This is a genomic window from Promicromonospora sukumoe (genome assembly GCF_014137995.1).
Taxonomy (GTDB): Bacteria; Actinomycetota; Actinomycetes; order Actinomycetales; family Cellulomonadaceae; genus Promicromonospora; species Promicromonospora sukumoe.
In genome coordinates this window covers 52,655-78,179 of record NZ_JACGWV010000002.1, presented here as the reverse complement: position 1 = coordinate 78,179, position 25,525 = coordinate 52,655, and the positions used below count along the sequence as shown (strand labels likewise).

Sequence of the window (25,525 nt, the reverse complement as noted above, 5' to 3'; positions counted from 1 at the left end):
CCGGACGGCCCGCCTGATCGCAACACTGAATTGACGGCGACCCGCGCAACGGGTAGGTCAGCCAGGCTCGCCGGCGGGCGGCGCGTCCCCGAGCCCGGGCGCGAGGTCCTTCTGCAGGCGCGCGACGTCGTGCCAGCGGCCGTGCTTCCAGCCGATCTGATGGAACGTGCCCACCACCTCGAAGCCGAGGGCGGCGTGCAGGCCGAGGCTGGCCTCGTTCGGCAGGGCCAGGCCGGCCACCAGCCGGCGGTAGCCGCGCTCGGTGAGCCGCTCGAAGAGGGCCTCGTACAGGGCCCGGCCCGCGCCCGTCCGGCGTCGGCCCTGCTCCAGGTACACGCTCGTCTCGGCCGACCAGCGGTACGCCTCGCGCGGCGAGTAGGGCGCGGCGTAGGCGAAGCCGACGACGGCGCCGGTGCTGGCCTCCACCGCTACGAGCCACGCGTGGCGCTCCGAGCAGCTCGCGATGCGCCGTGCCATCTCGGCGGCGTCCGGCGGGTCCGCCTCGAAGCTGACGTGGGTGTCGAGCACGTAGTGGGCGTAGATGGCGGCGCAGGCCGCGGCGTCGTCGGCGGTCGCGGGGCGGATCGTCAGGTGCGTGGGGTGATCGGGCGTGGGGTGATCGTGCATGGGGAGATGGTGCCGGATGCGGGGGCGGACGGGGGTGGGCGAAATTCTCGCGGCACCCGGGGTGATTGTCGGTGAGCGGGCATAGCGTGAGGCCCGTGACCACGCTCCAGAGACGAGTCCTCGTCGTCGCCGTCCTCGGTTCCTTCGTGTCGTTCCTCGACGGCACGGTGGTGAGCGTCGCCCTGCCCTCGATCGCCGACGAGCTGTCGGGGCCCGGCATGGAGGCGCTGTCCCTGCAGCAGTGGGTCGTGGACGCGTACCTCATCACCCTCGGTGCGCTGATGCTGGTGGCCGGCTCGGTCTCCGACGTCTACGGCCGACGGCGCGTGCTGGCGATCGGGCTGGTCGGCTTCGGGGTGGCCTCCGTGCTGTGCGCGCTCGCGCCGACCGGGCCGTTCCTCGTCCTCGCGCGCGCCCTGCAGGGGGTGGGCGGCGCCCTGCTGGTGCCGAGCTCCCTCGCGCTGATCATCGCGACGTTCAGCGGCGAGGCGCAGTCCCGCGCGATCGGCCGGTGGACCGCGCTGACCACGGGCGCCATGATCTTCGGCCCGTTCGTGGGCGGCATGCTGGTCGACTTCGCGTCGTGGCGCTGGGTGTTCTGGATCAACGTGCCCGTCATCGCCGTGACGCTCTGGCTGCTGCGCGGCGTCCCCGCCGCGGAGGGCGAGCCCGGGCGGCGCATCGACATCCCCGGGGCGGTGCTGGCGGCGTTCGGCCTCGCGGGGGTCGTGTTCGGGCTCATCGAGGGGGAGCGGCTCGGCTGGACGTCGGCGCTCATCCTGACGTCGGTCATCGGGGGTGCGGTGATGCTCGTGGCGTTCGTGCTCTACCAGCGGCGGGCGGCCGACCCGATGCTGCCGCTCGGCCTGTTCAAGGCCCGCAACTTCGCCTGGGGCAACCTGGCGACGACGGCGATCTACGGCGCGCTGTCCCTCGGCGGCTTCGTGCTCACCCTGTTCCTGCAGCAGGTCGCCGGGTACTCCGCCACCTGGTCGGGTGTGGCCCAGCTGCCGACGACGCTGGCGATGATCGGGCTGTCGGCCTGGTTCGGCACGCTCGCCGGCCGGTACGGGCCGCGGCTGTTCATGACCGTGGGCCCGATCGTGGCGGGCGTCGGCTTCCTCCTGATGCTCTCGATCGACGAGACCGCCAACTACCTCACGCAGGTCTTCCCGGGGCAGCTCGTGTTCGGGCTCGGACTCTCGATCACGGTGGCGCCGCTCACCGCCGCCATCCTCGGCGCCGTCCCCACGCACGACGCCGGCATCGGCTCCGCGGTGAACAACGCCGTCGCGCGGGTGGCGGGCCTCGTGACCGTCGCGTTCGCGGGGATCATCACGGGCGGCGTGCTCGACGTCGCCTCGCTGCACCGGGCGTTCCTCGTCACGGCGGGCCTGCTGATCCTCGGCGGGCTGGTGTCCCTGGTCGGCATCCGGAACGTGCGTGGAGTAGATCCCGACGCAAACCTGGTCAAATCCAGTTAGGTATGCCTAACCTCAGTACATGGCATTCAAGGGGCGCAAGGCCGTCGACCCGCACGTCGTCATGGCCGAGGTCATCCGCACCCAGCAGGTCACGCCGAACATGATGCGCGTGACGCTCGGCGGCGACGAGCTCGACCGGTTCACGCCCGCCGGCTACGACCAGTGGTTCCGCCTGTTCCTGCCGCGCCCCGGCCAGGACATGCTGCGCCTCCCGACGCGCACCTCCGGGCTCTGGTACGCCGAGTACCTCACCACGCCCAAGGCCCGCCGGCCGTGGGTGCGCAACTACACGGTCCGCGCCGCGCGCCCGGACCTGAACGAGATCGACGTCGACTTCGTGCTGCACGCGGGGGAGGACGACTCCGACTCCGCAGAGGCGCACGCCGCAGGCCCGGGGGCGGGCTTCGCCCAGGCCGCCGAGCAGGGGGTGCGCGTCGGGGTGCTCGACCAGGGCATCACCTACAACCCGCGGCACGACCACGACTGGACGCTCCTGGTCGCCGACGAGTCCGGCCTGCCCGCGGTCGCGGGCATCTGCGAGTCCCTGCCCGACGACGCCCGCGGCGTCGCCCTCGTCGAGGTGCCGACGGCCGCCGACACGCAGGAGTTCCGCGTCCCGGCCGGCGTCGAGGTGCGCTGGGTGGTGCGGGGCGACGGTGCTGGGGCCGGTGCGGCGGGCGGTGCCGTGCGTGCTGCTGCAAACGGTGCTGCGCGTGCCGCTGCGGGCGGTGCTGCCGCGGGCGGCGGGGGTGGTGCGGACGGTGCCGCCGCGGTTGGCGGTGCGGCAGGCGGCGCTGTGGTTGGCGTGGCGCCGGCCGCCGCGCACGTCGTCCCGGGGCAGGCGGCGCTCGCGGAGCTGTGCGCGCTGGACCTGGGGCACACCGGCGACGTCTACGCCTTCACGATCGGCGAGTCGGCGCTGGCCACGGGCGCGCGCCGGCACCTGGTGGGGGAGCGCGGCGTGCCCAAGGCGCACGTCGACTTCGTGGGCTACTGGCGCCACGGCCGCTCGTCCCCGAGCTGACCGCTGCTGGCGCGGCGGCTGGTTCCGAGTGGTCGGCAGAATGTCAGATCATCGGCATTCCGAGCTGCCGACCACCTGACATTCTGCCGACCGCCCGACGTCTTGCCGACCACAGCTCTGCTGTCGCGGTTCGCAGTGCGGCATCGGGCAGATTGTTGGCGGTGTGGAGAGACCCTCGGTGAGGGGGTGGGCTGCCGGGAGCGCGACCACAGCGGCTCGTTCCGGAGGTTGGTGCACAGGCAGGGGCAGTGCGGCCGCCGCGTTACGGGACCGTGCTGCACCGTCGAGGCATGAACCAGACCGGGATCGTCCTCGCTCGCCACCATGACCGGGAGGCGCTGCGCCGCGCGCTCCGGACCAACCGGGCGGAGCGGATCCGCCGAGGCGCATATCGCAGTCCGCAGCCGTCGACCGGCGACCGGTTCCGTGACGCCGACGAGCAGGCCCTGGCCCGCATCCAGGCGGTCGCCGCGCAGCTCCGCAAGGCGTGGGTGAGTCACGAGTCCGCCGCGCTGCTGCACGGGCTGCGGCTGTGGCAGCTGCCCGACCGTGTCCATGTCGTGCAGAAGTACCGGGCCTCGTCGGCCTCCGCCGGCGACATCGCGCGCCACCGGCTCGACCTCGCCGAGAACGAGCGGACCGTGATCGACGGCGTGGCGACGACCAGCCTGGAGCGCACCGTCGTCGACTGCTGTGTCGCGTTGCACCCGCTGCTCGCGCTCGTCATCGCGGACCACGCGCTGGCGCTCGGGATGGACCGGGCTGCCGCCCTCGCCGTGCTGGACGTCCGGCGCGACCCACGGGGGCGCCGTCGGGCACGGCAGGTGCTGGAGCTGGCGGACCCGGGCGCGGAATCCGTGTGGGAGACCTGGTTGCGGTACATCGTCGCGCGGGCCGGCCTGCCCCGCCCGACCACACAGCTCCAGGTGCGCACGCCGCACGGCGAATTCCGCGCCGACCTGGGCTGGAAGGAGTTCCGGCTGCTGGCCGAGTTCGACGGACGAGTCAAGTACACCCGCGGTGCCCTGGGCCCCGGACACGACGCCGACCGCGCGCTGTTCGACGAGAAGCGCCGCGAGGACCACCTGCGCGAAGAGGGCTGGGGCGTCGTCCGCGTGACGTCGTCCGACACGCCCGACCAGGCGGAGAACCGCATCCTCCGCCGCTTCCCGTCCGACTTCCGCGAGGCCCTGACCCCGCTCCACCACCTCCCACCGGCCCCCTCTGCCCCGCCCACTCCTCCCAACCGACCCACCCAACCCACCGGCCCCGCCCGCTCACGCGGGCGGGCGAGTGGTCGGTAGAACGTCAGGTGATCGGCAGTCCGAGGTGCCGACCACCTGACCTTCTGCCGACCACCCGCCATCGGCTTATTGCGTTGGGTGCGCGGGAGCTCCTGTGTCAGGGTCCCCGCATGGCTTCCTTCATCTCGCACGTGACCGTGGACTCGTCCGACCCCTACTCGCTCTCCGAGTGGTGGAAGCCGGTGCTCGGCTACCAGGACGTGCCCGGCGACCCCAACCTGCCCGGTCACGAGGAGTGCGTGATCGTCGACCCGGACGGCAAGGGGGTCGACGTCCTGTTCATCGAGGTGCCGGAGGCCAAGTCGGTCAAGAACCGGGTGCACCTCGACCTGCGCCCGCGCGCGGATCTGCGCGACGCCGAGATCGAGCGGGTCAAGGCGCACGGCGCCATCGTCGTCGCCGACCACCGCGGGATCTACGGGCCCGGCTCGGGCTGGGTGACCTTCGCTGACCCGGAGGGCAACGAGTTCTGCGTCCTGCGCTCGCGGGAAGAGGTCGCGGCGGGCGAGAAAGCGGCGGAGCAGGCGGTCGCACAGGCCGCCGCGGCCGAGCCCGCCGACGCATGACCGACTGGGTGATCCGGCCCGAGACCCCGGAGGACTTCCCCGCGATCCGCACGGTACAGGTCGCGGCTTTCAACGAGGACCGGGTCGCCGACGGCGTCGACCGAATCCGTGAGTCCTGGATCTACCGCCCGGCGACGTCGCTGGTGGCGGTGTCCGACGGCGACGTGGTGGGCCACGTCATGATCACCGGCTGCACCGTCACGAGCGAGACCGGCGAGCGCGAGGTCGCGATGCTGACGCCGCTCGGCGTCCTGCCGGGGCACCAGCGCCGCGGCATCGGCTCGGCGCTGGTCCGGGCCGCGCTCGCGGGTGCCGCGCAGGCCGGCGAGCCGTTCGTCGTGCTGGAGGGCAGCCCGGTCTACTACGGCCCGCTCGGGTTCGTCGCGTCCCGCGACCACGGCATCGAGATGCAGCTGCCCGACTGGGCACCGCCCGAGGCGGGCCAGGTCCACCTGCTTCCGGCGTACGACCCGGCCGACGCGACGCTGCGCGGCAAGATCGCCTACCCGCCGGTCTACGGCTGAGCCCCGCTCCCGCCCGGTCGCGCTGCTGCGTCCGGCCGGGAGCGATCTGCGCCCGCCTCGCTGCGAGCTACACCCGCCCGGATGATCGGCAGTACGTCAGGTGATCGGCAGTTCGAACTACCGATCACCTGACGTACTGCCGATCACCTGACGTCTTGCCGATCACGCGGACGAGCCGCCGCGGCCGACACCAGCCCCGTCACCGGCGTCGGCCCGGCGCGGTGCCGCGCTCAGCTCGACGTGGCCCGATCGCGCTGCTACGTCCGGCGTGGCGCGGTCTGCGCCCGTCCGGGTGATCGGCAGGACGTCAGGTGATCGGTAGCTCGAACCGCCGATCACCTGACGTCCTGCCGATCGCGCGGAGGAGCCCCTGCGGCTGACGCCAGCGCCAGCCGCCCCAGCGTCAGACGCGGACCACGACCTTGCCGCGGGTGTGGCCGGACTCGTTGGCCCGGTGCGCGTCCGCGGCGTCGGCGAGGTCGAAGACCTGCGCGACCTCGACGGACAGCTTGCCGGCGTCGAACAGCGCTGTGAGCGCGTCGAGGTCGGCGGTCGACGGCCGCACCCACACGTAGTGGCCGCCGTGCTCGCTGCGGGCGGTGGAGTCGGTGATCGACGCGATGGTGCCGCCGTCGGCCAGGAGACCGGCGCTGTCCGCAACGACCCCGCCCACGAAGTCGAGGACGACGTCGACGCCCTCGGGCGCGAGGGCGCGGACACGGTCGGCCAAGCCGTCGCCGTAGGTCACGGGCTCGGCGCCGAGACCGCGCAGGAACTCGTGGTTCCGCTCGCTGGCCGTCCCGATGACGCGGGCGCCCAGCGCCTTGGCGATCTGCACGGCGAACGCGCCGACGCCGCCGGCCGCGGCGTGCACCAGCACGGTCTGGCCGTCCTTGACGCCGGCCCGCTGGATCGCCTGGTAGGCGGTGAGGCCCGCGAGCGGCACCGCCGCGGCCTCCTCGAAGCTCAGCGACGCGGGCTTGCGGGCCAGGGTGCGCACGGGCGCGGCGACCAGCTCGGCGAAGGTGCCGCCGTGCACGGTGTCCTTGCGCACGTAGCCGTAGACCTCGTCGCCCACCTGGTACTCCGGGGTGTCGAGGCCGACCTGCTCGACGACGCCGGCGACGTCCCAGCCCGGGATCGCGGGCAGCTCGGTGTCGATGAGGCCTTGCAGATAACCCTCGCGGATCTTCCAGTCGACCGGGTTGACCGACGATGCCTTCACGCGGACGACGACGGTGTCGGGGCCGATGTGGGGGTCGGGCTGCTCGGTGAGCTCGAGGACGTCGGCGCTGCCGAACTTGGCGTAGGTGATGGCTCGCATGCAGGCGACAACGGGCCCGGCGGACGCGGGTATTCCGCGTCCGCCAGGTGCGGCGGGGCACACCCCGCACGCCCACCGGGGTAATAGTGTGCCAAGCGCCGCGCGCAACACCCGCGACACCCAGGTGCGCTTCTACCCAGCGATTACGCCCGGGATCGGCCCGGATCCGGGCGCAATCACTGGGTAGAAGCGCACATCCGCCGGTCATCGACAGTCCTCAGGTTGCCGCGGGTGGGGGAGCCTCGACGACGACGTCCTCCGCCGACTTCTCCGGACGCCAGCCCCGCCACACCGAGTGCCGCATCCGCCGCTCGCCCGAGGCGCCGTCGGACCCCTCGGCCCAGTCCGCGTACGTCACCTCGCCCACCAGGCTGGGCGTGACCCAGCGGGCGTCCGACGCGTCCTCGGCGGGCACGCCCGACACCCCCGGCGTCTTGCGCTCCATGCCGCGCAGCCGCGCCGTGATCTCGCGGCGCTCGCGCTCGGAGAAGCCCGTCCCGACGCGCCCCACGTAGCGCAGGCCCCCGCCCTCGCCGTCGGGCACCGCCATGAGCAGCGAGCCCATGACCGACGCGTCGGCGCGGCCGGGCCGCCAGCCCACGACGACCACCTCCTGCATCGCCTGGTGCTTGATCTTGAGCCACTCGCGCGACCGCCGTCCCGCGTAGGTGGAGCCGTGCCGCTTCGCGACCACGCCCTCCAGCCGCAGGGTGCGGGAGGTGCGCAGGGCGGCGTCGAGGTCGCCGTCGAACGCGGGCGGGAGGTGGATCGGCGCGCTGGGCGTGACCAGGGACTCCAGGAGCTCGCGCCGCTCGGTGTACGGGCGGCCGGTGACGTCGTCGCCGTCGGCGACCAGCACGTCGAACAGCATGAGGTCCACCTGGACCTGGGCCTTGGCACGGTTGACGTCGCGTTCCTTGCGGAGGTTGGCGCGGTGCTGGAGGCGGCGGAAGTCGGGCCGGCCGGCGCGGTCGAGGGCGACGATCTCGCCGTCGAGCACGACGGGCAGCCGCGTGGCGTCGACCTGGGCGGCGAGCGCCGCGAGCTCGGGGAACGTGACGGTGAGGTCCTGCCCGGAGCGGCTGACGAGGCGCACGGTCTCGGTGTCCTGGACGTGGGCGAGGGCGCGGAAGCCGTCCCACTTCATCTCGAAGGCCCAGTCGTCGGTCCGGGTCAGGTCGCCGGGCGCGGCGGCGGTCGCGAGCATGGGCCGACGTCGTCCACCCGCCCCCGCCTCTCGTTGAGTGCTGGGTATCTGCCCGGTCTCGGGTGCGGAAGGGGGCGAATGTCCAGCACTCACCGGGGCGGGGGCGCCGGGCTGGGCCTTGGTGAGGTGGATCAGCCAGTTGTTCTCGGCGTCGCCGTCGCGCCCGCCGGTGCGGATCAGGGCGAGGCGGCGGGCACCGCGCTCCGCCGAGTGCAGGGTCACGATCACCTCGTCGTCGCGCCACTTCTCCAGGTCGTAGGTTCCGGAGTCCCAGATCGTGACCTCGCCGGCCCCGTACTCGCCGCCGGGGATGCTGCCCTCGAAGGACCCGTACTCCAGGGGGTGGTCCTCGGTCTGCACGGCCAGGTGGTTCTTCGCCGGGTCGGTGGGCTCGCCACGGGGGAGGGCCCAGCTCACCAGCACGCCTTCGTGCTCCAGGCGGAAGTCCCAGTGCAGGCGGCGGGCGTGGTGCTCCTGGATGACGAAGGTGGGGTCGGTCTCGACAGGCTCGACCCGCGAGGCGGGGCCGGCCTGCGAGGTGGGATCGGCCTGCGAGTCCCCGCCCGGCCCGAACGGCTCCGGGGTCTTCGCGGGATCCCGCTTGGCGCGGTAGGTCTCCAGCTTCTGGAACGTCGCCAGGCGCTCCGGCGTCGGCTCCAGGGCGGAGAGGTGCCCCTCCAGCAGGGGCGCGAGGAGGTCGCCGTCGGACGCGATGCGGGCGAGCACGTCCTCGGGGGTGAGCTGGGCCAGGTCCGGGTCGTCCAGCTCGGCCCAGGTGCGGGGCGCGGCGACCCAGGGCCGGTCGAGCCCGCGCAGCGAGTAGGGCGCGATCGTGGTCTTGTTCCCGTTGTTCTGCGACCAGTCGACCAGCACCTTGCCCGACCGCAGCGCCTTGCTCATGTCGCTGACCACCAGGTCGGGGTGCTCGGCCTCCAGGTACCGCGCGAGCTCGTGCGCGACGGCGGACACGGCGTCGGAGTCGAGCCGGGTGTCGGCGGCCTTGCCCAGCGCCGCGTACAGGTGCAGGCCCTTGGACCCGGAGGTGACGGGGTACGGCTCCAGGCCCATGCCGCGCAGGATCTCGCGGGCCCAGCGGGCCACCTGGGCGCACTCGGCGAGCCCGGCGCCGGGCCCCGGGTCGAGGTCCAGCACGAGCCGGTCGGGGTCGAGGCGCGCTCCCGTACGACCGAACTGCCACTGCGGCGTGTGCAGCTCCAGCGTCGCCGTCTGGCCCAGCCAGGTCAGGGTCGCGAGGTCGTTGACCAGTACGTAGTCGTTGGCGGACTTCTTGTGCTGGATCGACCTCCGCTTGACCCAGTCGGGGGTCGAGGCATCCAGGTTCTTCTGGAAGAACATCTGCCCACCCGTGCCGTCGGGCCACCGCTTGCGCGTGGCGGGCCGGTTGGCGGCGTGCGGCAGCAGCACGGGCGCCACCTCCGCCAGGTAGTGCAGCACCTCGCCCTTGGTGGTGCCCGACGCCGGGTACAGCACCTTGTCGAGGTTGCTCAGGCGCAGGCGGTGCCCGTCGACCGTCACCGTCTGCGTCGTCGCCATCCCACCATCGTGCCGCCGGGAGCCTGCGCGCGCTCGGCCGCCTCCGCCCGGATTCGCGTCGCCAACGCTCGCTCCGGAGCCCTGTTGTACCTCCTGCTCCCGAGTCGCGGAGATCACTCGAACGGTGTAGTGGCGGGGTGAAGATCTCCGCTAGGCTCCCGCGAGTGATTTCTGACATCTCGATCGACGCGGTTGCGGCGCCCCGGACGGCGGCTGCCGCCCCGTCGATCGACCGGCCCGAGCGGCTCACCGTCTACGGCGCCGAGTGGTGCCGCGACTGCCGCCGCAGCAAGGCGGTGCTCGACGTCCGGCGTGTGGACTACGTCTACGTGGACCTCGCCGCGCACCCCACCCGGGCCGACGAGGCCGAGGCGCTGACCGGCCGCAAGTCCATCCCCGTGCTGGTGTTCCCCGACGGCGAGCACCTGGTGGAGCCCACCAACGCGGAGCTCGCGGCGAAGCTGGACCGCTGCGGCCTCTGACCTCGGTCAAGGACTAAACCTGGGCATGTAGTGCGCTTGGGGCGCACCATAGAAGGATGAGGGCGATCTGGAAGGGTGCCGTGACCTTCGGTCTCGTCAACGTCCCGGTGAAGCTGTACAGCGCGACCGAGGACCACGACGTGCCGTTGCACCAGGTGCATGACGCCGACGGCGGACGTATCAGGTACAAGCGCGTGTGCGAGATCGACGGCGAGGTGGTGCCGTACGAGCACATCGACAAGGCGTACGACGACGGCGACCGCACCGTCGTGCTCACCAAGCAGGACCTCGCCGACCTGCCCGCCGAGCGGGACCGCGAGATCTCGGTGGTCGAGTTCGTGCCCAGCGAGCAGATCGACCCGATCATGTTCGACCGGACGTACTACCTGGAGCCCGACTCCAAGTCCACGAAGGCGTACGTGCTGCTGCGCCGCACGCTGGAGGAGACCGACCGCACCGCGGTCGTGAAGTTCGCGCTGCGGCAGCGCACCCGGCTCGCGGCGCTGCGGGTCCGCGAGGAGGTCCTGGTGCTCCAGACCCTCCTCTGGGCCGACGAGATCCGCGAGGCCGCGTTCCCGTCCCTCGACGAGCCCGCGAAGGTCACCGCCAAGGAACTCACGATGTCGGCGCAGCTCGTCGGCTCCTTCGAGGCGGACTTCACGCCCGAGGACTACGAGGACGAGTACCAGGTGCAGCTCCGCAAGCTCGTCGACGCCAAGCTGGAGGCCGGCGAGTCCGTCGACACGGCCGCGACGTTCGGTGAGAAGGCCGAGGAGGAGGGCGAGGGCGCCGAGGTCGTCGACCTCATGGAGGCCCTCAAGCGCAGCGTCGCCGACGCGAAGAAGTCCCGCCGCAAGACGGGCTGACCTCGCCCCGGGCACGCGTCCCGGCGCCCGTCCCGGACGATCAGGCGGGCGGCGCGGGGCTCAGGTGCGCCGTCAGGCCGCGCTCGCCCGCGCGCATCACGTGCGAGTGCGCCCAGGCCAGGGGCGCGGGGGCGAGGGTCGCCGCCGCACGGAACCAGGGCGGCCTGGGCGTCACCTGCCAGAGCAGGCGCACCTCCGCCGACGACGGCGCCCCGTCCGACACCGTCACGTCCGCCCGTCCCTCCAGGTCCCCGGTGACGTCCATCCGCGCGCGGCCGGGCACGCCGTCGGACGGCGCCGTCGTCTCCGTCAGGTCGAGCCGGAACCGCAGCGCGTACCCGAGCGGGCTGCGCACCCGCAGCTGCGTCCACGTCCCGGGTGCCGCCAGCCCGTCCGGCCCGACGACGCCGTGGATCGCCCCCGCCGTCAGGCCGGGCCACCAGTCGGGCCAGGTGAACCGGGGGTCGGCGAGGACCGACCAGACCTGAGCGGTGGGTGCGGCCGGGCGCCAGACGGACTCGAGGACGAACATGCCCACATCGTGCCGTCCCGGGCGCCCTGGCGCCCAGGTACCGGGGCCGGGGACGCATCAACAACCGGACGCATGAAAAGGTAGAGGGGATGAGTCGCCCCAACCCGCCCCGCTGGCTGCGCTGGACCCTCGCGGGAGTGGCAGCAGCCCTCCTGTGCCTGATGTTCGGGATCACGACGGCGAGAGCCGATCTCAGTCTCGGACCGCACGAGGCCACCTACGCGATCACCGCGGACGACGAGATCGTGGCCGACCTCGGCCCGCTCGGCACGGTCGTGACCGACTCCCCGCTGCCCCTGACGCTCGGCGTGCGGATCACGGTGCACGAGATCCCCGCCGACCTCGCCGCCGTCGACGCCGCGAGCTTCGACGCGCTCGCCGGCGACCTCGACGGGTACCTGCAGTTCTTCGACACCCCGCAGCAGACGATCGCCACCGTGGCCTCGGCTCTGGTCTGGGACGCCCTGCGCGGCGCGGCGGTCGCGGCGGTCGTCCTGGTCGGGTCCGCGTACGGGCTGCGGCTCCTGCTCGGCGCCGCCCGACGGCGGGAGCTCGCCCGGGCCGTCGCGTCGCGGACCTGGGAGATCACCGCCGCCGGCGTCGTCGTCGTGCTGGTGGCCGCGACCGCCACCGCGAGCGCGGGGCCCGAGGAGCGAGCCGCCCTGCCCGCGTCGCCGGTGTTCGCGGGGACGGCGCTGGAGGGCGCGCGCATCACGGGCCGTCTCGCGGGCGTGATCGACACCTACAGCGGTCAGCTCGTGGAGACCTACCAGGCGAACGAGGTGTTCTACGCGGGCGCCCGGGAGAAGCTGATGGCGGCGTGGGACGCGCGGGTCGCCGAGCAGGACGCGGCGGCCGGCGAGCCGGACGACACGGCGTCGACGGACCCGGAGGCCACCGACTACGTGACGTTCCTGCTGGTCTCGGACCTGCACTGCAACACCGGTATGACACCCCTGATCCGGGACCTCGCGGACCGGGTGGCCCCCGACGTCATGCTGAACGCCGGGGACACCACCATCAACGGGACGAGCGTGGAGTCGGTCTGCGTGGACTCGTTCGCCTCCGCGGTCCCGGACGGCGTCCCGTTCGTCGTCTCCGACGGCAACCACGACTCGCGCCTGACGACGGCCACGGAGCTCGCCAACCGGCAGGTCGTGCTCGACGGCGAGGTGGTCGAGGTCGACGGCGTGCGCATCCTGGGCGACCGGGACCCGCTGGAGACGCGGATCGGCGGCGGCACCGTGGTCGCCCGCGAGGAGACGCCCGCCGAGGCCGGCGAGCGGCTGCGGGACACGGCGTGCGAGGCGGCCGGCGAGGCTGGGCTGGGCGGGTACACGGGCGAGGACCGCGTGGACCTGCTGCTGATCCACCAGCCCGCGGTCGGCGACGCGGCCCTGGAGTCGGGGTGCGTGCCGTTCCAGATCTCGGGGCACATGCACACCCGGATCGGGCCGGACGTCGTGGGCTACGGCGTGCGGTACGTCAACGCGAGCACGGGCGGTGCCACCAAGGGCAACACGTCGGTCGGCCCGCTGCGCGACACCTCCGAGATGACGGTGCTGCGGTTCGACCCCGAGCGGCGCCGGTTCGTGGACTGGCAGCTCGTCGAGGTCACGCCCGAGGGGGAGGCCGCCGTCAGCGAGCGGCAGGCCATCCCGCCCACGGTCCCGCTGCCCGACGAGGTGCCCGACCTGGCGCCCGACGGCGGGCCGGATGCCGGACCGACGCCCTCGTCGTCGCCGTCGGGCAACTAGGCTCGGGGCGTGGAGACCACAACCGACCCGGCCGAGCTGACGCCCGTCGCCCAGGACTACCTGAAGGCGGTCTGGTCCGCGCAGGAGTGGTCGGACGAGAAGGTGACCACCAAGCACCTGGCCGACCGGCTCGGCGTGGGCGCCTCCACGGTCTCGGAGACGGTGCGCCGGCTGAGCGGGCAGGGCCTGCTGGAGCACGAGCGGTACGGCGCGATCCGGCTGACCGACGAGGGCCGCCGCCTCGCGCTCGTCATGGTGCGTCGGCACCGGCTCCTGGAGACGTTCCTCGTGGAACAGCTCGGGTACGGCTGGGACGAGGTGCACGACGAGGCCGAGGTGCTGGAGCACGCCGTCTCCGACGTCTTCGTCGAGAGGATGGCGGCGCGGCTCGGCAACCCGTCGCGCGACCCGCACGGCGACCCGATCCCGGCGGCCGACGGCACGGTCGTGCGGCCCGACGCCGTGCCGCTGTCGACGATGCACGCGGGCGACGCCGGCATCGTGGTGCGCATCTCGGACGCCGACCCGGACGCGCTGCGCTACCTCGCCGAGCTGGGCCTCGACCTGGACATGCGCGTGGAGGTCACCACGCGGCGCGAGTTCGCGGGGACGGTTGCCGTCGCGTGGACGTGCGCGCCCGCGGGGGAGCCCGACGAGCGCGTGGCCGATCTCGGACTGCTGGCGGCCTCCCGCGTCTGGGTGTCGCAGGAGTAGTCTGCTCCCCGTTCCCTTCTTGTTCGTCGCCGGTGTCGCCGACGGTCAGCCGAATCGATACGACACCACGGAGACCTCATGGCGACGAGTGCGCCCCAGAACGCCCCGGACCAGGCTCCGGACCAGGCCGGCTCGATGCGCCGGGCCGCGCCCGCGCTGGTCGCGCTGGCCGTGGGTGGGTTCACCATCGGCACCACCGAGTTCGCCGCGATGGGCCTCCTGCCCGACGTCGGAGCCGACCTCGGCGCGACCGACCCGCAGGTGGGGCACACCATCACGGCGTACGCGCTCGGCGTGGTCGTCGGGGCGCCGCTGCTGACCGTGGCCGCCGCCCGGATGTCGCGCAAGCGCCTGCTGCTCGCGCTGATGGCCTTCTACACGGTGGCGAACGTGCTGTCCGCGGCGGCGCCGGACATCGGCTGGCTCGTGGTCGGCCGCTTCCTCGCGGGGCTGCCGCACGGCGCGTTCTTCGGCGTCGGCGCCGCGGTGGGCGCCGCCGTGGCCGGGCCGGCCCAGCGCGGGCGGGCCGTGGCGACCATGATGACCGGCCTGACCATCGCGAACGTCGTCGGCGTGCCGCTGTCGACGTGGGTGGGCCAGGCGTTCGGCTGGCGCACCTCCTACGTGCTGATCGGCGTGCTCGGGATCGCGACGCTCGCCGGGCTCTGGCGGCTCATCCCGGCCGGCGCGGGCGGGGAGGGCCGCTCGGTGCGGACCGAGCTGGCGACCCTGCGCAACGCCCCGCTGTGGTTCGCGTTCGTGGCGGGCGCGGTCGGGTTCGGCGGCATGTTCGCCGTCTACACCTACGTGGCCCCGACGATGACGGGCGTGACCGGCCTGCCGGGCGGGGCCGTGCCCTGGGTGCTGGCCTTGTTCGGCGTCGGCATGACGGTGGGCACGCAGATCGGCGGGCGGCTCGCCGACCGGGGTGTGCTGCGCGCCGTGCTGATCGGCTTCGTGGCGACCGCCGCCTCGCTCGTCCTGTTCGCGCTGACCGGCGCCTCGGTGGTGCCCGCGCTGATCTCCCTGTTCCTGCTGGGCGTCACCTCGCAGATGCTGGGCCTCGCGTTCCAGACCCGGCTCATGGACCTGTCGCCCGGTGCGCCGTCGCTGGGCGCCGCGCTGTGCCACGCCGGGCTCAACGTCGCCAACGGCGCCGGCGCGTTCCTGGGCGGCGTGGTCATCGACGCGGGCTGGGGCTACCTCGCGCCGGCCTGGGCCGGGGCCGTCGTCACCGTGCTGGGCCTGGGCATGATCCTGGCGTTCGGGCGGCAGCGAGTGGTGCACCAGCAGACGGAGACGACTCTGTGACCAGGATCCCAGCAATGTCCCAGACTGCGCCGGTAGCGTAGGCCGGGTGACTGATACCGGGGCGACCACGACGTCGTCGGACAGCTCGTTGGACAGCTCGCCGGACGGCGAGAACGACGTCGCGGTGACGGGCCCCACGCCGCTCGGCGGCCGGGCCATGGCGCTGCTCCTGGTGGTGCTGGGCGCGGTCGGCTTCGCCGCCTCGTTCGCCCTGGCCTGGGAGAAGTACCTCAAGCTGCTCGACCCGGACCGGACGGCGTCCTGCAGCATCAACCTGTTCGTCGACTGCGGCGCCGCGATGTCCTCGTGGCAGGGCGCGCTGCTCGGCTTCCCGAACCCCTACCTGGGCGTGGCGGCCTTCCCTGTCGTGATCACGACGGGCGTGGTGCTGCTGGTCGGCGCCCGCCTGCCGCGCTGGTACTGGATGTCGCTGCTGGTCGGCACCGTGCTGGGCCAGGCGCTCGTGTTCTTCCTGATGTACACGAGCTTCCACGTCATCGTCGCGCTGTGCCCCTACTGCATGGTCGTGTGGACCATCATGTGGCCGCTGCTCTGGTACCAGCTGGTGCGCGGCGTGCAGTCGGGCGACCTGCCCGTCGGCGCCGGCCTGCGGAACGTGATGGTCGGCAACCGGCACATCATCCTGATCATTGGTTACGTCGCGGCCGTGGCGTGGCTGATGCTCTCGGTGGGTGGGGACCTGGTCGCGTCGTTCTGACCTGCCCCGCCCCGGAGCCGGTCGCGGCTCCGGGTCCCGGGGGAGAGTCCACGTCCTGGAGGTGTGTTGCCCTGCGTAGACAGTGTCTACGCAGGGCAACACACCTCTCTTCCGTTCTCCCGTTCCGCGGTGGGGCGCGGGCTCAGCGGCGCAGCGCCTCGCGCAGCACCCGGCCCTCGCTGCCCGACGGCGGCGCGTAGCCCAGCAGCGCCGAGATCGTCGGCGCGACGTCGACGTGCCGCGGGCCGCGCGGGTGCGCTCCCGGCCGTACGCCCGCACCGGCGAGGACGAGCGGCACGCGCAGCTCGGTGGTCGCGCCGTGCCGCCCGGCGGCGTCGGCAGGGGTGGCGCCGAACGACCAGCCCGGCTCCGGCTCGACGAGCAGGTCGCCGTGGTTCGGGCTCATCCGCAGGCGCCGCTGGTCGGCCTTGTCGAAGACGTTCCGCACCTGCGGCAGCGCCGTCAGCGCCCGCTCCAGGCGGCGGACGGCGGCGCGGTCGCCGGCACGCTCGCCGATCAGTCGCACGTCGGCGACGCCGCCGACCACGATCGCGACGTCGGTGCCCGGGGCCGGCGACTGCCCGCTGGTCAGGACCTGGGGCGTGAAGCCGGCCGCCTCGATCGCGGCCAGCCCCTCGGCGGCGAAGCCCTTGTCGAAGGTGGTCATGCCGTGGTCGCCGGTGATGACGAACGCGGTGCTGTCGTAGACGCCCGCCTCCTTCGCAGCGGCGACGATGCGGCCGATCTGCCGGTCGATGTCCTCCAGGGCGCCGGGGATACGCGGGTCGGCGTCACCGCCGTCGTGCCCGATCGCGTCGAGCGTGTCGCAGTAGACCGCCATCAGGTCGGGGACGCTGCTGGTGGTGACCAGCTCGCCGTTCGAGCTGACCGGCTCCCCGCCCAGCACGGCGACCAGGTCGTCGGTGCGGCGCGCGCAGGGGCCGCCGGGCTGCGTGTACAGGGCGTCGGGGTCGCCGAAGGTGACGCCGTAGTTCTGCAGGATGAACCACTGCGCGGAGAACACGGTGCCGCCCTGCTCGCGGATCGACTGGGCGACGGTCGGCACAGCGAGGTCGCGCTGCTGGCCCCGCGCCGTGTTCGTCGCGGGATCGAACCAGTAGGCGGTGTTGCGGTGGGTCGCGGGCCAGGAGCCCGTGGCGACGGACGACCACGACGGGTTGGTGATCGACGTCATCACACCGGTCGAGGTGGTCACGCTGCCCCGGCGCAGCAGGGCGCGCAGGTTCGGCATCTCGACGGTGCCGGGGGAGCCGGCGTCGTCGCGCACCAGGTCGAGGTACTCGACGTCGAACCCGTCCAGGGCCAGGAGGACGACGTGGTCGGCGCGGTGGGCACGGTCGGTGCGGTCGGTCCGGTCGGCGTGGGAGGTGGTGCTCTGCTGTTCGTCGTCGGGCAGCGGTGCCGCGACGGCGGTCGAGGCCGTCCACACGGTGGCGGCGGCGATGCTGGTGGCGAGGATCTTTCGCAACGAGGGCATCATGCGGGCAATTCGAGCACCCGGGGGGCGAACTTCGAGGGAGGTGAGGGCGAATGTCGGATGAACCCTGGAGCCTGTGGACGAGCGAGGGCCGGGCTCTCGCCCGGTCGGTAGACTCGGGCGGGTGACCATGCCCGACGCACCCGAGCGCACCACGACTCCCGACGAGCCCCGTTTCCGCTACACCCCGACCCTCGCGCAGCAGATCGAGCTGCGCTGGCAGGACATCTGGGAGGAGCGCGGCACGTTCCACGCGGCGAACCCGCAGGGGCGACTTACGGGGCCGGGCGGGAGCCCGGCGGCGGGCGACCCGTACTTCATCATGGACATGTTCCCGTACCCCTCGGGTGCGGGCCTGCACGTGGGCCACCCGCTGGGCTACATCGCCACGGACGTGACCGGTCGCTTCCGCCGCATGCGCGGCGACAACGTGCTGCACGCGCTGGGCTACGACGCCTTCGGCCTGCCCGCCGAGCAGTACGCCGTCCAGACGGGCCAGCACCCGCGCACCACCACCGAGGCCAACATCGGCAACATGCGGCGCCAGCTGCGCCGCCTCGGTCTGGGCCACGACCCGCGCCGCACCTTCGCGACCATCGACCCCGAGTACGTCCGCTGGACCCAGTGGATCTTCCTGCAGATCTTCGAGTCCTGGTACGACGCCGACGCCGAGCGTCCCGGCCCTGTGACGGGTGCGGGCGACGGCCGCGGCCGGGCGCGTCCGATCGCGGAGCTGCGGGCCGAGCTCGCCGCGGGCACCCGCCCCGTCCCCGGGCACGACGGTGACAACGCCGGCGGCGCGGTCTGGTCCGCGCTGAGCGAGCTCGAGCGGCGCGACGTCATCGACGCGCAGCGCCTCGCCTACATCGACTCCTCGCCGGTGAACTGGTGCCCGGGCCTGGGCACCGTGCTCGCGAACGAGGAGGTCACGTCCGACGGCCGCTCCGAGCGCGGCAACTTCCCCGTCTTCCAGCGCAACCTGCGCCAGTGGAAGATGCGGATCACCGCCTACGCCGACCGCCTCACGGACGACCTGGAGCTCATCGACTGGCCGGACAAGGTCAAGTCGATGCAGCGCAACTGGATCGGCCGCTCCACGGGCGCCAACGTCCGGTTCGACGTCGTCGGCACCGCCGAGGGCGACCCGGCCGGCGCGGCGGGCTCGCTGGAGGTCTTCACCACCCGCCCCGACACGCTGTTCGGCGCCACGTTCATGGTGGTCGCGCCGGAGCACGCGCTGCTCGACGAGGTCCCCGCGGCCTGGCCGGACGGCACGCGCTCCGCGTGGACCGGCGGGTACGACACCCCGGTCGAGGCCGTCGCCGCCTACCGGCGCGAGGCGTCCGCCAAGACCGCCGTCGAGCGCCAGGCCGACGCGGGCAAGAAGACCGGCGTGTTCACCGGGCACCTGGCCGTGAACCCGGTCAGCGGCCTGCAGGTCCCGGTCTTCACCGCGGACTACGTGCTCATGGGCTACGGCACCGGCGCCATCATGGCCGTGCCGGGCGGCGACGAGCGCGACTTCGCGTTCGCCGAGGCCTACGACCTGCCCGTGATCCACACGGTCGAGCCCGCGGGTGGCCTGCCCGAGGACCACACCGGGGCGTTCGCGGGCGACGGCGTCGCCGTGCGGTCCGCCAACGACGAGATCTCGCTCGACGGCCTGGGCGTCGTCGAGGCCAAGGCGAAGATCATCGCCTGGCTGGAGAGCAAGAACATCGGCGAGGGCACCACGACCTACCGCCTCAACGACTGGCTGTTCAGCCGCCAGCGGTACTGGGGCGAGCCGTTCCCCGTGGTGTGGGACGAGGACGACCGCCCGGTGGCGATCCCCGACGCGATGCTGCCGGTCGACCTCCCGGACGTGCCGGACTACGCGCCGCGCACCTTCGACCCGGAGGACGCGAACTCCGAGCCCGAGGCGCCGCTGGGCCGCAACGACGACTGGGTGCACGTCACGCTCGACCTGGGCGACGGGCCCAAGAAGTACCGCCGCGACACCAACACGATGCCCAACTGGGCCGGGTCGTGCTGGTACTACCTGCGCTACCTCGACCCCGCCGAGACCTCGGCGGCGGCGCTGCCCGAGCTCGAGAACTACTGGCTGGGGCCGCAGCACAACCCGACGTCCGGCCCGGCCGGCGGCGTCGACCTCTACGTGGGCGGCGTGGAGCACGCGGTGCTGCACCTGCTGTACGCGCGGTTCTGGCACAAGGTGCTCTTCGACCTGGGCCACGTCAGCGGCGTCGAGCCGTTCGGCAAGCTCTTCAACCAGGGCTACGTCCAGGCGTACGCGTACACCGACGCGCGCGGCCAGTACGTGCCCGCCGAGGAGGTCGAGGGCGACGAGCAGGCCGGCTTCACCTGGCAGGGCGAGCCCGTCAACCGTGAGTACGGGAAGATGGGCAAGTCGCTGAAGAACGTGGTGACGCCCGACGAGATGTACGAGCAGTACGGCGCCGACACGTTCCGGGTCTACGAGATGTCGATGGGTCCGCTGGACCTGTCGCGCCCGTGGGAGACGCGGGCCGTCGTCGGGTCGCAGCGATTCCTGCAGCGGCTGTGGCGCAACGTCGTCTCCGAGGAGACGGGTGAGCTCACCGTCACGGACGACGACGCCGACACCGCGACGCTGCGCGCCGTGCACCGCGCCATCGCCGACGTCCGCGTCGAGATGGAGAACATGCGGCCCAACACCGCGATCGCCAAGCTCATCACGCTGAACAACCACCTCACGGGGCTGTCGGCCGTGCCGCGCTCGGCCGTGGAGCCGCTGATCCTGATGACGGCGCCGATCGCGCCGCACATCGCGGAGGAGCTGTGGTCGCGGCTCGGGCACGAGGACTCGCTGGCGCACGCGCCGTTCCCGGCCGCCGACGACCAGTACCTCGTCCAGGACACCGTGACCTGCGTGGTCCAGGTGCAGGGCAAGGTGCGGGCCAAGTTCGAGGTCGCCCCGAGCATCTCCGCGGAGGACCTGGAGGCGGCGGCGCTGGCCGAGCCGAACGTGGTCAAGTTCCTGGACGGTCGCGGGGTGCGCAAGGTGATCGTCCGCGCCCCGAAGCTGGTCAACATAGTCCCGGCCTAACCCTCTCGTTGAGTGCTGGGTATTTGTTGGATTCCGAGTCCGGATCCAACAAATACCCAGCACTCAACGTTCGAGACGGGCGCGTCTCGCTCGGATCGCGGTGCGGATTCGGGTTACCAGACGGTCGGGGTGACGGATGACGTCGTCCGCAGTCGCCGTGATGATCAGCCAGCCCGCGTCCTCGAGGCTTTGCCGGCGCTCGACGTCGCGGCGCCAGGTCGCCGGATCGGCCCGGTGGTGGTCGCCGTCGTACTCGATCGCGATCTTGAGCCCCGGATAGGACAGATCGGGAAGCGCGAGGAACTGGTCTGCGGCATCGCGGGCAGGGACGTTGACCACGGGCTCGGGCAGTCCGGCGTCGGCGATGATCAACCGCAACCTCGTCTCCATCGGTGAGTCGGTTCCGGGCCGCACCAGATCGACAGCTTCCCGGCAGAGCGTCAGCCCCTTCATCTTGAAGGTCTCGTGCAGGAGATGGCTCAGCGCCGGCACCGAGGTCGCCGGATTCTTACGACGCGTCATCGCGTCCCCCAGACCGACGAGACTGTCGCGGTCCAAGTTGTGTGCGACCTGGAGCCAGGTCTGAGCCGCCGACGTGATGCGTAGGCCGAACCGGTCGACGACATCGAGCTGCTTCTGACCGCAGAAGTGCGGTCTGATCGCGTATCGCTGCGGCCGCTCGCTTCTACGCGGTGTCACGACATGAACTGCCTGATCGTCCGCGAGCTGCCAGGGGAGGTCGACGCCGAGCAGCCGCAGGGCCGTCGTGCGGGCGAAGGCGGCGTTCGGATGCACCACGCGCGTGATCGCGCGGCAGCGGTCGATGAGCGACGGGTCGGCGTCATCGATGCGCACGCCCGACGTCGGAGCCGTGAACCGTACGGTTCGCAAGAGATGAGGACTGATATCGAGGTCTGGCGCCTCGGACACCGTGAAGATGCTGTTTGCCACCTCGTCAGGTTGCTCTGCCCCAGGTAGCCCCGCTGCTTGTCCACAGCCCCCGTTCCCTCTCCCCGTTGAGTGCTGGCTATTTGCGGAGATCCCTGCGTCAGGACAACAAATAGCCAGCACTCAACGAAAGGCTTTAACGCTTGCGGGTGCCGAAGAGGGAGCGGGTCAGCTCGCGGACCAGCACCGTGCCCGCCGTCTTCGCCAGCGAGCCCACCACGCGGTTCCGGTCCCGCGCGGCCTGCTCCTTGTGCCGGGCCTCCGTGCGCTCCCGGGTCGCGGTCTCCTTCTCGAGCCGGGCCCGCTCCTTGGCGAGCTCCTGCTCGTCCTCGGCCGCGGTCGCGGACCCCTCGGCGGCGGCACGGGCGGCCTCCTGCTCCTGCGCCTTCGCCTGGAGCAGCTCGAACGCCGACTCCGCGTCGACCGCGGCGCCGTACCTGGCCTGTCCGGGCGAGGCCGCGACCACGCGGTCGATCTCCGCGTCGCCGGCCGGGTCCATCGAGGCCTGCGGCGCACGCACCCGCGTCCATGCGACGGGCGACGGCGCGCCCTTCTCGGTCAGCACCGTGACCACCGCCTCGCCGGTACCGAGCTCCTGCAGCAGCCGCTCCAGGTCGTACGGCGACGTCGGGAACGTGCGGGCGGCGGCCCGCAGCGCGGTGGCGTCGTCGGGCGTGAAGGCGCGCAGCGCGTGCTGCACCCGGTTGCCGAGCTGCGCCAGGACGTCGGACGGCACGTCCTTGGGCGACTGCGTCACGAAGAAGACCCCGACCCCCTTGGACCGGATCAGCCGCACGGTCTGCACCACCTGCTGCAGGAAGTCCTTGGACGCGTCCGTGAACAGCAGGTGCGCCTCGTCGAAGAAGAACACCAGCTTGGGCTTGTCGGCGTCGCCCACCTCGGGCAGGTCCTGGAAGAGGTCCGCGAGCAGCCACATGAGGAACGTCGAGAAGAGCTGCGGCCGGTCCTGGACGGCGGGCAGCTCCAGCACGCTCAGCACGCCGAGGTCGCCCTTGGTCGCGATGAGGTCCGACGTCGAGAACGCGGGCTCGCCGAAGAACGCGTCGGCGCCCTGCCCCTCCAGCCCCACGATCTCGCGCAGGATGACGCCCGCCGTGGCCGCCGAGACACCGCCGATGCCCTTGAGCTCGCCCTTGCCCTCGTCCGAGGTGAGGTAGGCGATCACCGACTGCAGGTCCTTGAGGTCGAGCAGCGCCAGGCCCTTCTTGTCGGCCCAGTGGAAGATCAGCGTGAGGCTCGACTCCTGCGTCTCGTTCAGGCCGAGCACCTTGGACATCAGCAGCGGACCGAAGTCGGTGACCGTCGTCCGGATCGGCACGCCCTTGCCGATCCCGCCCAGCGAGTAGAACTCCACCGGGTACTGCGTGGGACGCCAGTCCTGCCCGATGCTCGCGGCGCGCTCCGCGACCTTCGGGTTGTCCGGGCCGGGCAGCGCGAGACCTGACAGGTCGCCCTTGACGTCCGCCAGGAACACCGGCACCCCGGCCAGCGAGAGCCCCTCGGCCATGCCCTGCAGCGTCTTGGTCTTGCCGGTTCCCGTGGCGCCCGCCACCAGGCCGTGCCGGTTCAGCATCGACAGCGCGAAACCCACCTGGACCTGCGGGTTCGGCGTCGCCTCCCCGCCGGGCTCGCCCTCCAGGAGGGCGCCGAGCGGCAGCGTGGCCTCCGCCGCGTAGCCCGCGGCGACCTCGGCCGCGTAGCCCGCGAGCGGGGCGGCGTCGTCCGCGGTCGCGCCCGCCGGGGGTGGTGCGGGGGCTTCGGGCGCCGACGGCGCCGGTTCGGCCGCACTTTCCGCGTCCTCAAGGGCCTTCTGGGCCGCCGCTGCTGCCGCCCGCAGAGCGGCGAGGTCTGGCGTCGATGCATCGGACATGTCTCGGATGCTAAGTCGGCCTCTGGTGCCGCGCGCGGGGAGGCCGTACGCGTTTCGCCGTCGGGTAACCGGCACGGTTAGAGTGTCGCGGTCATGCGCAACCGTCGTCGTCCTTCCCGCCCGGCACCCCAGGAGGTGCGGGTCGTCACCGACTCCACGGCCTGCCTGCCCGCCGGGCTGCCGGGCGGCCCGGTCGTGGTGCCGCTGCGCGTCCTGGTCGGTGACGAGGCGTACGCCGAGGGCGAGGACATCACGCCCGACCGCCTGGCCGAGCTCGTCTCCGCGGGCCGGCACGTGACCACCTCGCAGCCCTCGCCCGAGGCGTTCGCGGCGGTCTACCGCACCCTCGGCGAGCAGGGCGTCCGGTCGGTCGTGTCTGTGCACCTGTCCGGGGCGCTGTCGGGCACCGTCGGCTCCGCCGGTACGGCTGCCGCGCGCTCGCCGCTGCAGGTCCGCGCCGTGGACTCGCGGACGGCGGCGGCGGGCCTCGGCTTCGCCGCGCGTGCCGCCGCCGAGTGCGCCGCCGCCGGGGCCGACGCGGCCCACGTCGCCGCCCGGGCCATCGAGGTCGCCGGGACGGCCCATGCCATGTTCGTCGTCGACACGCTGGAGCACCTGCGGCGCGGCGGCCGGCTCTCCGGCCCGGCGGCGGCGCTCGGCACCGTCCTGGGAGTCAAGCCGATCCTGCGGCTGTCCGACGGCGCGATCGAGCTGGCCCAGCGGGTGCGCACCCGCGCGGCCGGCGCCGAACGGCTGCTGGAGCAGGCCGCCGGGTACGTCGCCGGGGCGACACGGCCCGTCGTCGCCGTCCACCACTTCGGCGCGCACGACCGGGCGCTCGCCCTGGCCGGCCGCCTGCACACCCGGACGCGCGCGGACGTCGAGGTCACGCCGCTGAGTGCCGTCCTCGGGGTGCACGTCGGCCCGGGCACGCTCGCCGTCGTCGTCGCGGACCTGGGCGACCACGCGCACTGAGCTGGGGTTCGGTGAGCCGGTGATCGGCAGTTCGTCAGGTGGTCGGCAGTTCGAACTGCCGACCACCTGACGAACTGCCGATCACGACCCCCGTTGTCGGCTCAGCACCCCTCAGCGGGCCAGGACCTCGCGGAGCCTTGCCGCGAACTCCACCGGCTTGTCGGCCGGCTGGCCGTACTCCCCGCCGCTGAAGCCGCCGTGACCGCCGGGGAAGACGAGCGCCTCGGTGTCGAGCCGTGCTGCCGTCGCGCGTGCGGCCCGCCCGGTGATCTCCTCGCCCGTGTCCTCGCCGACGGCGAGCAGGACCTCGGGCGCACCGGCCTTGAGGGCGGCCCAGGCGGGCTCGTACCGGGGCAGCGTCACCATGTTCACGCCCAGCATCAGGTCGTTGCGGGTGCCGTCGTCCTCCGTGGGCATGCCGAACATCGCCGGGTCGGGGTCGGCCTGCTCCGTGTAGTCCGCGGGGATCTCGCCCGTGGCCATGACCAGCGCGATGAACTTGGCCATCCCCGCGCCGAAGCCCTTCGCCTGGTACGTGTCGTGCACGTCGGTCATGGCCGCGATCACGGCATCGCGGTCCGGCAGCACGCCGGGCAGCGGGGGCTCGTGCGCGACGACGGTCCGCACGTCCTCCGGGTGGGTCGCGGCGAGCTCGAGCGCGACGACGGCGCCGCCGCTGGAGGCGAAGAGGTCCACGGGGCCGCCGCCCACGGCCTCGATGATCCGGTGCACGTCGTCGGCGTGGTGCTCGATCACGGGAAGGTCGTCGCCCGTGCGGGTGCTGCGCTCCACACCGCGCGGGTCGTAGGTCACCACGGTCCGGTCGGTGAAGTGGCCCGACAGGGTGTTGAAACCCTCCGCGCCCATCGGCAGGCCGATGAGCACCAGCGGCGGCTCGTCGGTCGGGGTCTGCGCCGCGCGCACGTCATAGGTCAGGACGGCGCCCGGCACGTCCAGGGTGTGGGTCTTCTTGTCGGTCATGGTGCTCGCTCCTGATCTCTTCCGCGCGGCCCGGGTCTGCGGGGGTGCCGTCCGGTTCGCGCATGCTCGTCAGGTCCGACGACGGCGCCACGGCGAACTCATCGGTGCGCCCAGACGAAACTTGGTTCGGCTCGGGAACAGACCCTCGTG

Annotated in this window: 21 protein-coding genes; 13 read left to right on the top strand and 8 right to left on the bottom strand. The window is 72.7% G+C overall.

What is annotated here, in order from left to right:
* Nucleotides 1–57 precede the first annotated feature (57 nt).
* Nucleotides 58–627, bottom strand: a complete 570-nt coding sequence (locus FHX71_RS17585) for a GNAT family N-acetyltransferase (protein ID WP_182618840.1) — start codon at nt 625–627, stop codon at nt 58–60.
* 95 nt (nt 628–722) lie between these two features.
* Between FHX71_RS17585 and FHX71_RS17580 the strand changes: the two genes are divergently transcribed.
* From FHX71_RS17580 to FHX71_RS17560, 5 genes are all read left to right on the top strand, one after another.
* The gene (locus FHX71_RS17580; RefSeq protein WP_182618839.1) at nt 723–2,111 is read left to right on the top strand and encodes an MFS transporter; all 1,389 of its coding nucleotides are present in this window, start codon (nt 723–725) and stop codon (nt 2,109–2,111) included.
* Between the two features lie 19 nt (nt 2,112–2,130).
* Entirely contained in the window at nt 2,131–3,135 is a 1,005-nt protein-coding gene (locus tag FHX71_RS17575; protein ID WP_182618838.1) for a siderophore-interacting protein, read from the top strand.
* A gap of 290 nt (nt 3,136–3,425) precedes the next feature.
* A complete protein-coding gene (locus FHX71_RS17570) occupies nt 3,426–4,439 on the top strand; it encodes a hypothetical protein (protein WP_182618837.1) in 1,014 nt (337 codons plus the stop codon).
* A gap of 110 nt (nt 4,440–4,549) precedes the next feature.
* A complete protein-coding gene (locus FHX71_RS17565) occupies nt 4,550–5,005 on the top strand; it encodes a VOC family protein (RefSeq protein WP_182618836.1) in 456 nt (151 codons plus the stop codon).
* The gene (locus FHX71_RS17560; RefSeq protein ID WP_182618835.1) at nt 5,002–5,529 is read left to right on the top strand and encodes a GNAT family N-acetyltransferase; all 528 of its coding nucleotides are present in this window, start codon (nt 5,002–5,004) and stop codon (nt 5,527–5,529) included. The genes FHX71_RS17565 and FHX71_RS17560 overlap by 4 nt, the downstream gene beginning before the upstream one ends.
* A 403-nt stretch (nt 5,530–5,932) precedes the next feature.
* Here FHX71_RS17560 and FHX71_RS17555 read toward each other — a convergent pair whose 3' ends face one another.
* Both FHX71_RS17555 and FHX71_RS17550 read right to left on the bottom strand, forming a co-directional pair.
* Nucleotides 5,933–6,853 carry an NADP-dependent oxidoreductase gene (locus FHX71_RS17555; RefSeq protein WP_182618834.1) on the bottom strand — a complete coding sequence of 307 codons (921 nt, stop codon included), beginning with the start codon at nt 6,851–6,853 and terminating at the stop codon, nt 5,933–5,935.
* A 217-nt stretch (nt 6,854–7,070) separates the two neighbouring features.
* On the bottom strand, nt 7,071–9,614 hold the full coding sequence (locus FHX71_RS17550; RefSeq protein WP_182618833.1) for an ATP-dependent DNA ligase: 2,544 nt from the start codon (nt 9,612–9,614) through the stop codon (nt 7,071–7,073).
* 164 nt (nt 9,615–9,778) lie between these two features.
* Here FHX71_RS17550 and FHX71_RS29390 point away from each other — a divergent pair, with 164 nt between their 5' ends.
* On the top strand, nt 9,779–10,096 hold the full coding sequence (locus tag FHX71_RS29390; RefSeq protein ID WP_182618832.1) for a glutaredoxin family protein: 318 nt from the start codon (nt 9,779–9,781) through the stop codon (nt 10,094–10,096).
* A 56-nt stretch (nt 10,097–10,152) separates the two neighbouring features.
* On the top strand, nt 10,153–10,962 hold the full coding sequence (gene ku / locus FHX71_RS17540; protein ID WP_182618831.1) for a non-homologous end joining protein Ku: 810 nt from the start codon (nt 10,153–10,155) through the stop codon (nt 10,960–10,962).
* 40 nt (nt 10,963–11,002) lie between these two features.
* Here the strand turns inward: ku and FHX71_RS17535 are convergent, their stop codons facing one another.
* Nucleotides 11,003–11,494, bottom strand: coding sequence for an SRPBCC family protein (locus FHX71_RS17535; RefSeq protein ID WP_182618830.1), 492 nt, complete (start codon nt 11,492–11,494; stop codon nt 11,003–11,005).
* Between the two features lie 89 nt (nt 11,495–11,583).
* Between FHX71_RS17535 and FHX71_RS17530 the strand changes: the two genes are divergently transcribed.
* From FHX71_RS17530 to FHX71_RS17515, 4 genes are all read left to right on the top strand, one after another.
* Nucleotides 11,584–13,251 (top strand): metallophosphoesterase family protein, encoded by a 1,668-nt coding sequence (locus tag FHX71_RS17530; RefSeq protein ID WP_246403312.1) that lies wholly within the window; start codon nt 11,584–11,586, stop codon nt 13,249–13,251.
* A gap of 9 nt (nt 13,252–13,260) precedes the next feature.
* The gene (locus FHX71_RS17525; RefSeq protein WP_182618829.1) at nt 13,261–13,965 is read left to right on the top strand and encodes a metal-dependent transcriptional regulator; all 705 of its coding nucleotides are present in this window, start codon (nt 13,261–13,263) and stop codon (nt 13,963–13,965) included.
* A 78-nt stretch (nt 13,966–14,043) separates the two neighbouring features.
* A complete protein-coding gene (locus FHX71_RS17520) occupies nt 14,044–15,276 on the top strand; it encodes an MFS transporter (RefSeq protein WP_182618828.1) in 1,233 nt (410 codons plus the stop codon).
* Nucleotides 15,277–15,322: 46 nt separating this feature from the next.
* Nucleotides 15,323–15,994, top strand: a complete 672-nt coding sequence (locus tag FHX71_RS17515) for a vitamin K epoxide reductase family protein (RefSeq protein ID WP_182618827.1) — start codon at nt 15,323–15,325, stop codon at nt 15,992–15,994.
* A gap of 142 nt (nt 15,995–16,136) precedes the next feature.
* Here the strand turns inward: FHX71_RS17515 and FHX71_RS17510 are convergent, their stop codons facing one another.
* The gene (locus FHX71_RS17510; RefSeq protein ID WP_182618826.1) at nt 16,137–17,495 is read right to left on the bottom strand and encodes an alkaline phosphatase family protein; all 1,359 of its coding nucleotides are present in this window, start codon (nt 17,493–17,495) and stop codon (nt 16,137–16,139) included.
* 127 nt (nt 17,496–17,622) lie between these two features.
* Between FHX71_RS17510 and leuS the strand changes: the two genes are divergently transcribed.
* Nucleotides 17,623–20,580, top strand: coding sequence for a leucine--tRNA ligase (leuS, locus tag FHX71_RS17505; RefSeq protein ID WP_182619921.1), 2,958 nt, complete (start codon nt 17,623–17,625; stop codon nt 20,578–20,580).
* 63 nt (nt 20,581–20,643) lie between these two features.
* On the opposite strand, the gene FHX71_RS30130 is transcribed toward leuS, so the two are convergent.
* Nucleotides 20,644–21,531 carry a DUF559 domain-containing protein gene (locus FHX71_RS30130; RefSeq protein WP_182618825.1) on the bottom strand — a complete coding sequence of 296 codons (888 nt, stop codon included), beginning with the start codon at nt 21,529–21,531 and terminating at the stop codon, nt 20,644–20,646.
* Nucleotides 21,532–21,664: 133 nt separating this feature from the next.
* Nucleotides 21,665–23,419 carry a helicase HerA-like domain-containing protein gene (locus FHX71_RS17495; protein ID WP_182618824.1) on the bottom strand — a complete coding sequence of 585 codons (1,755 nt, stop codon included), beginning with the start codon at nt 23,417–23,419 and terminating at the stop codon, nt 21,665–21,667.
* Between the two features lie 93 nt (nt 23,420–23,512).
* On the opposite strand from FHX71_RS17495, the gene FHX71_RS17490 reads away from it, so the two are divergent.
* On the top strand, nt 23,513–24,394 hold the full coding sequence (locus FHX71_RS17490; protein ID WP_220490181.1) for a DegV family protein: 882 nt from the start codon (nt 23,513–23,515) through the stop codon (nt 24,392–24,394).
* A gap of 111 nt (nt 24,395–24,505) precedes the next feature.
* On the opposite strand, the gene FHX71_RS17485 is transcribed toward FHX71_RS17490, so the two are convergent.
* Nucleotides 24,506–25,375: an alpha/beta fold hydrolase gene (locus FHX71_RS17485; RefSeq protein WP_182618823.1), complete on the bottom strand. Its 870-nt coding sequence runs from the start codon at nt 25,373–25,375 to the stop codon at nt 24,506–24,508.
* Between the last annotated feature and the right edge of the window lie 150 nt (nt 25,376–25,525).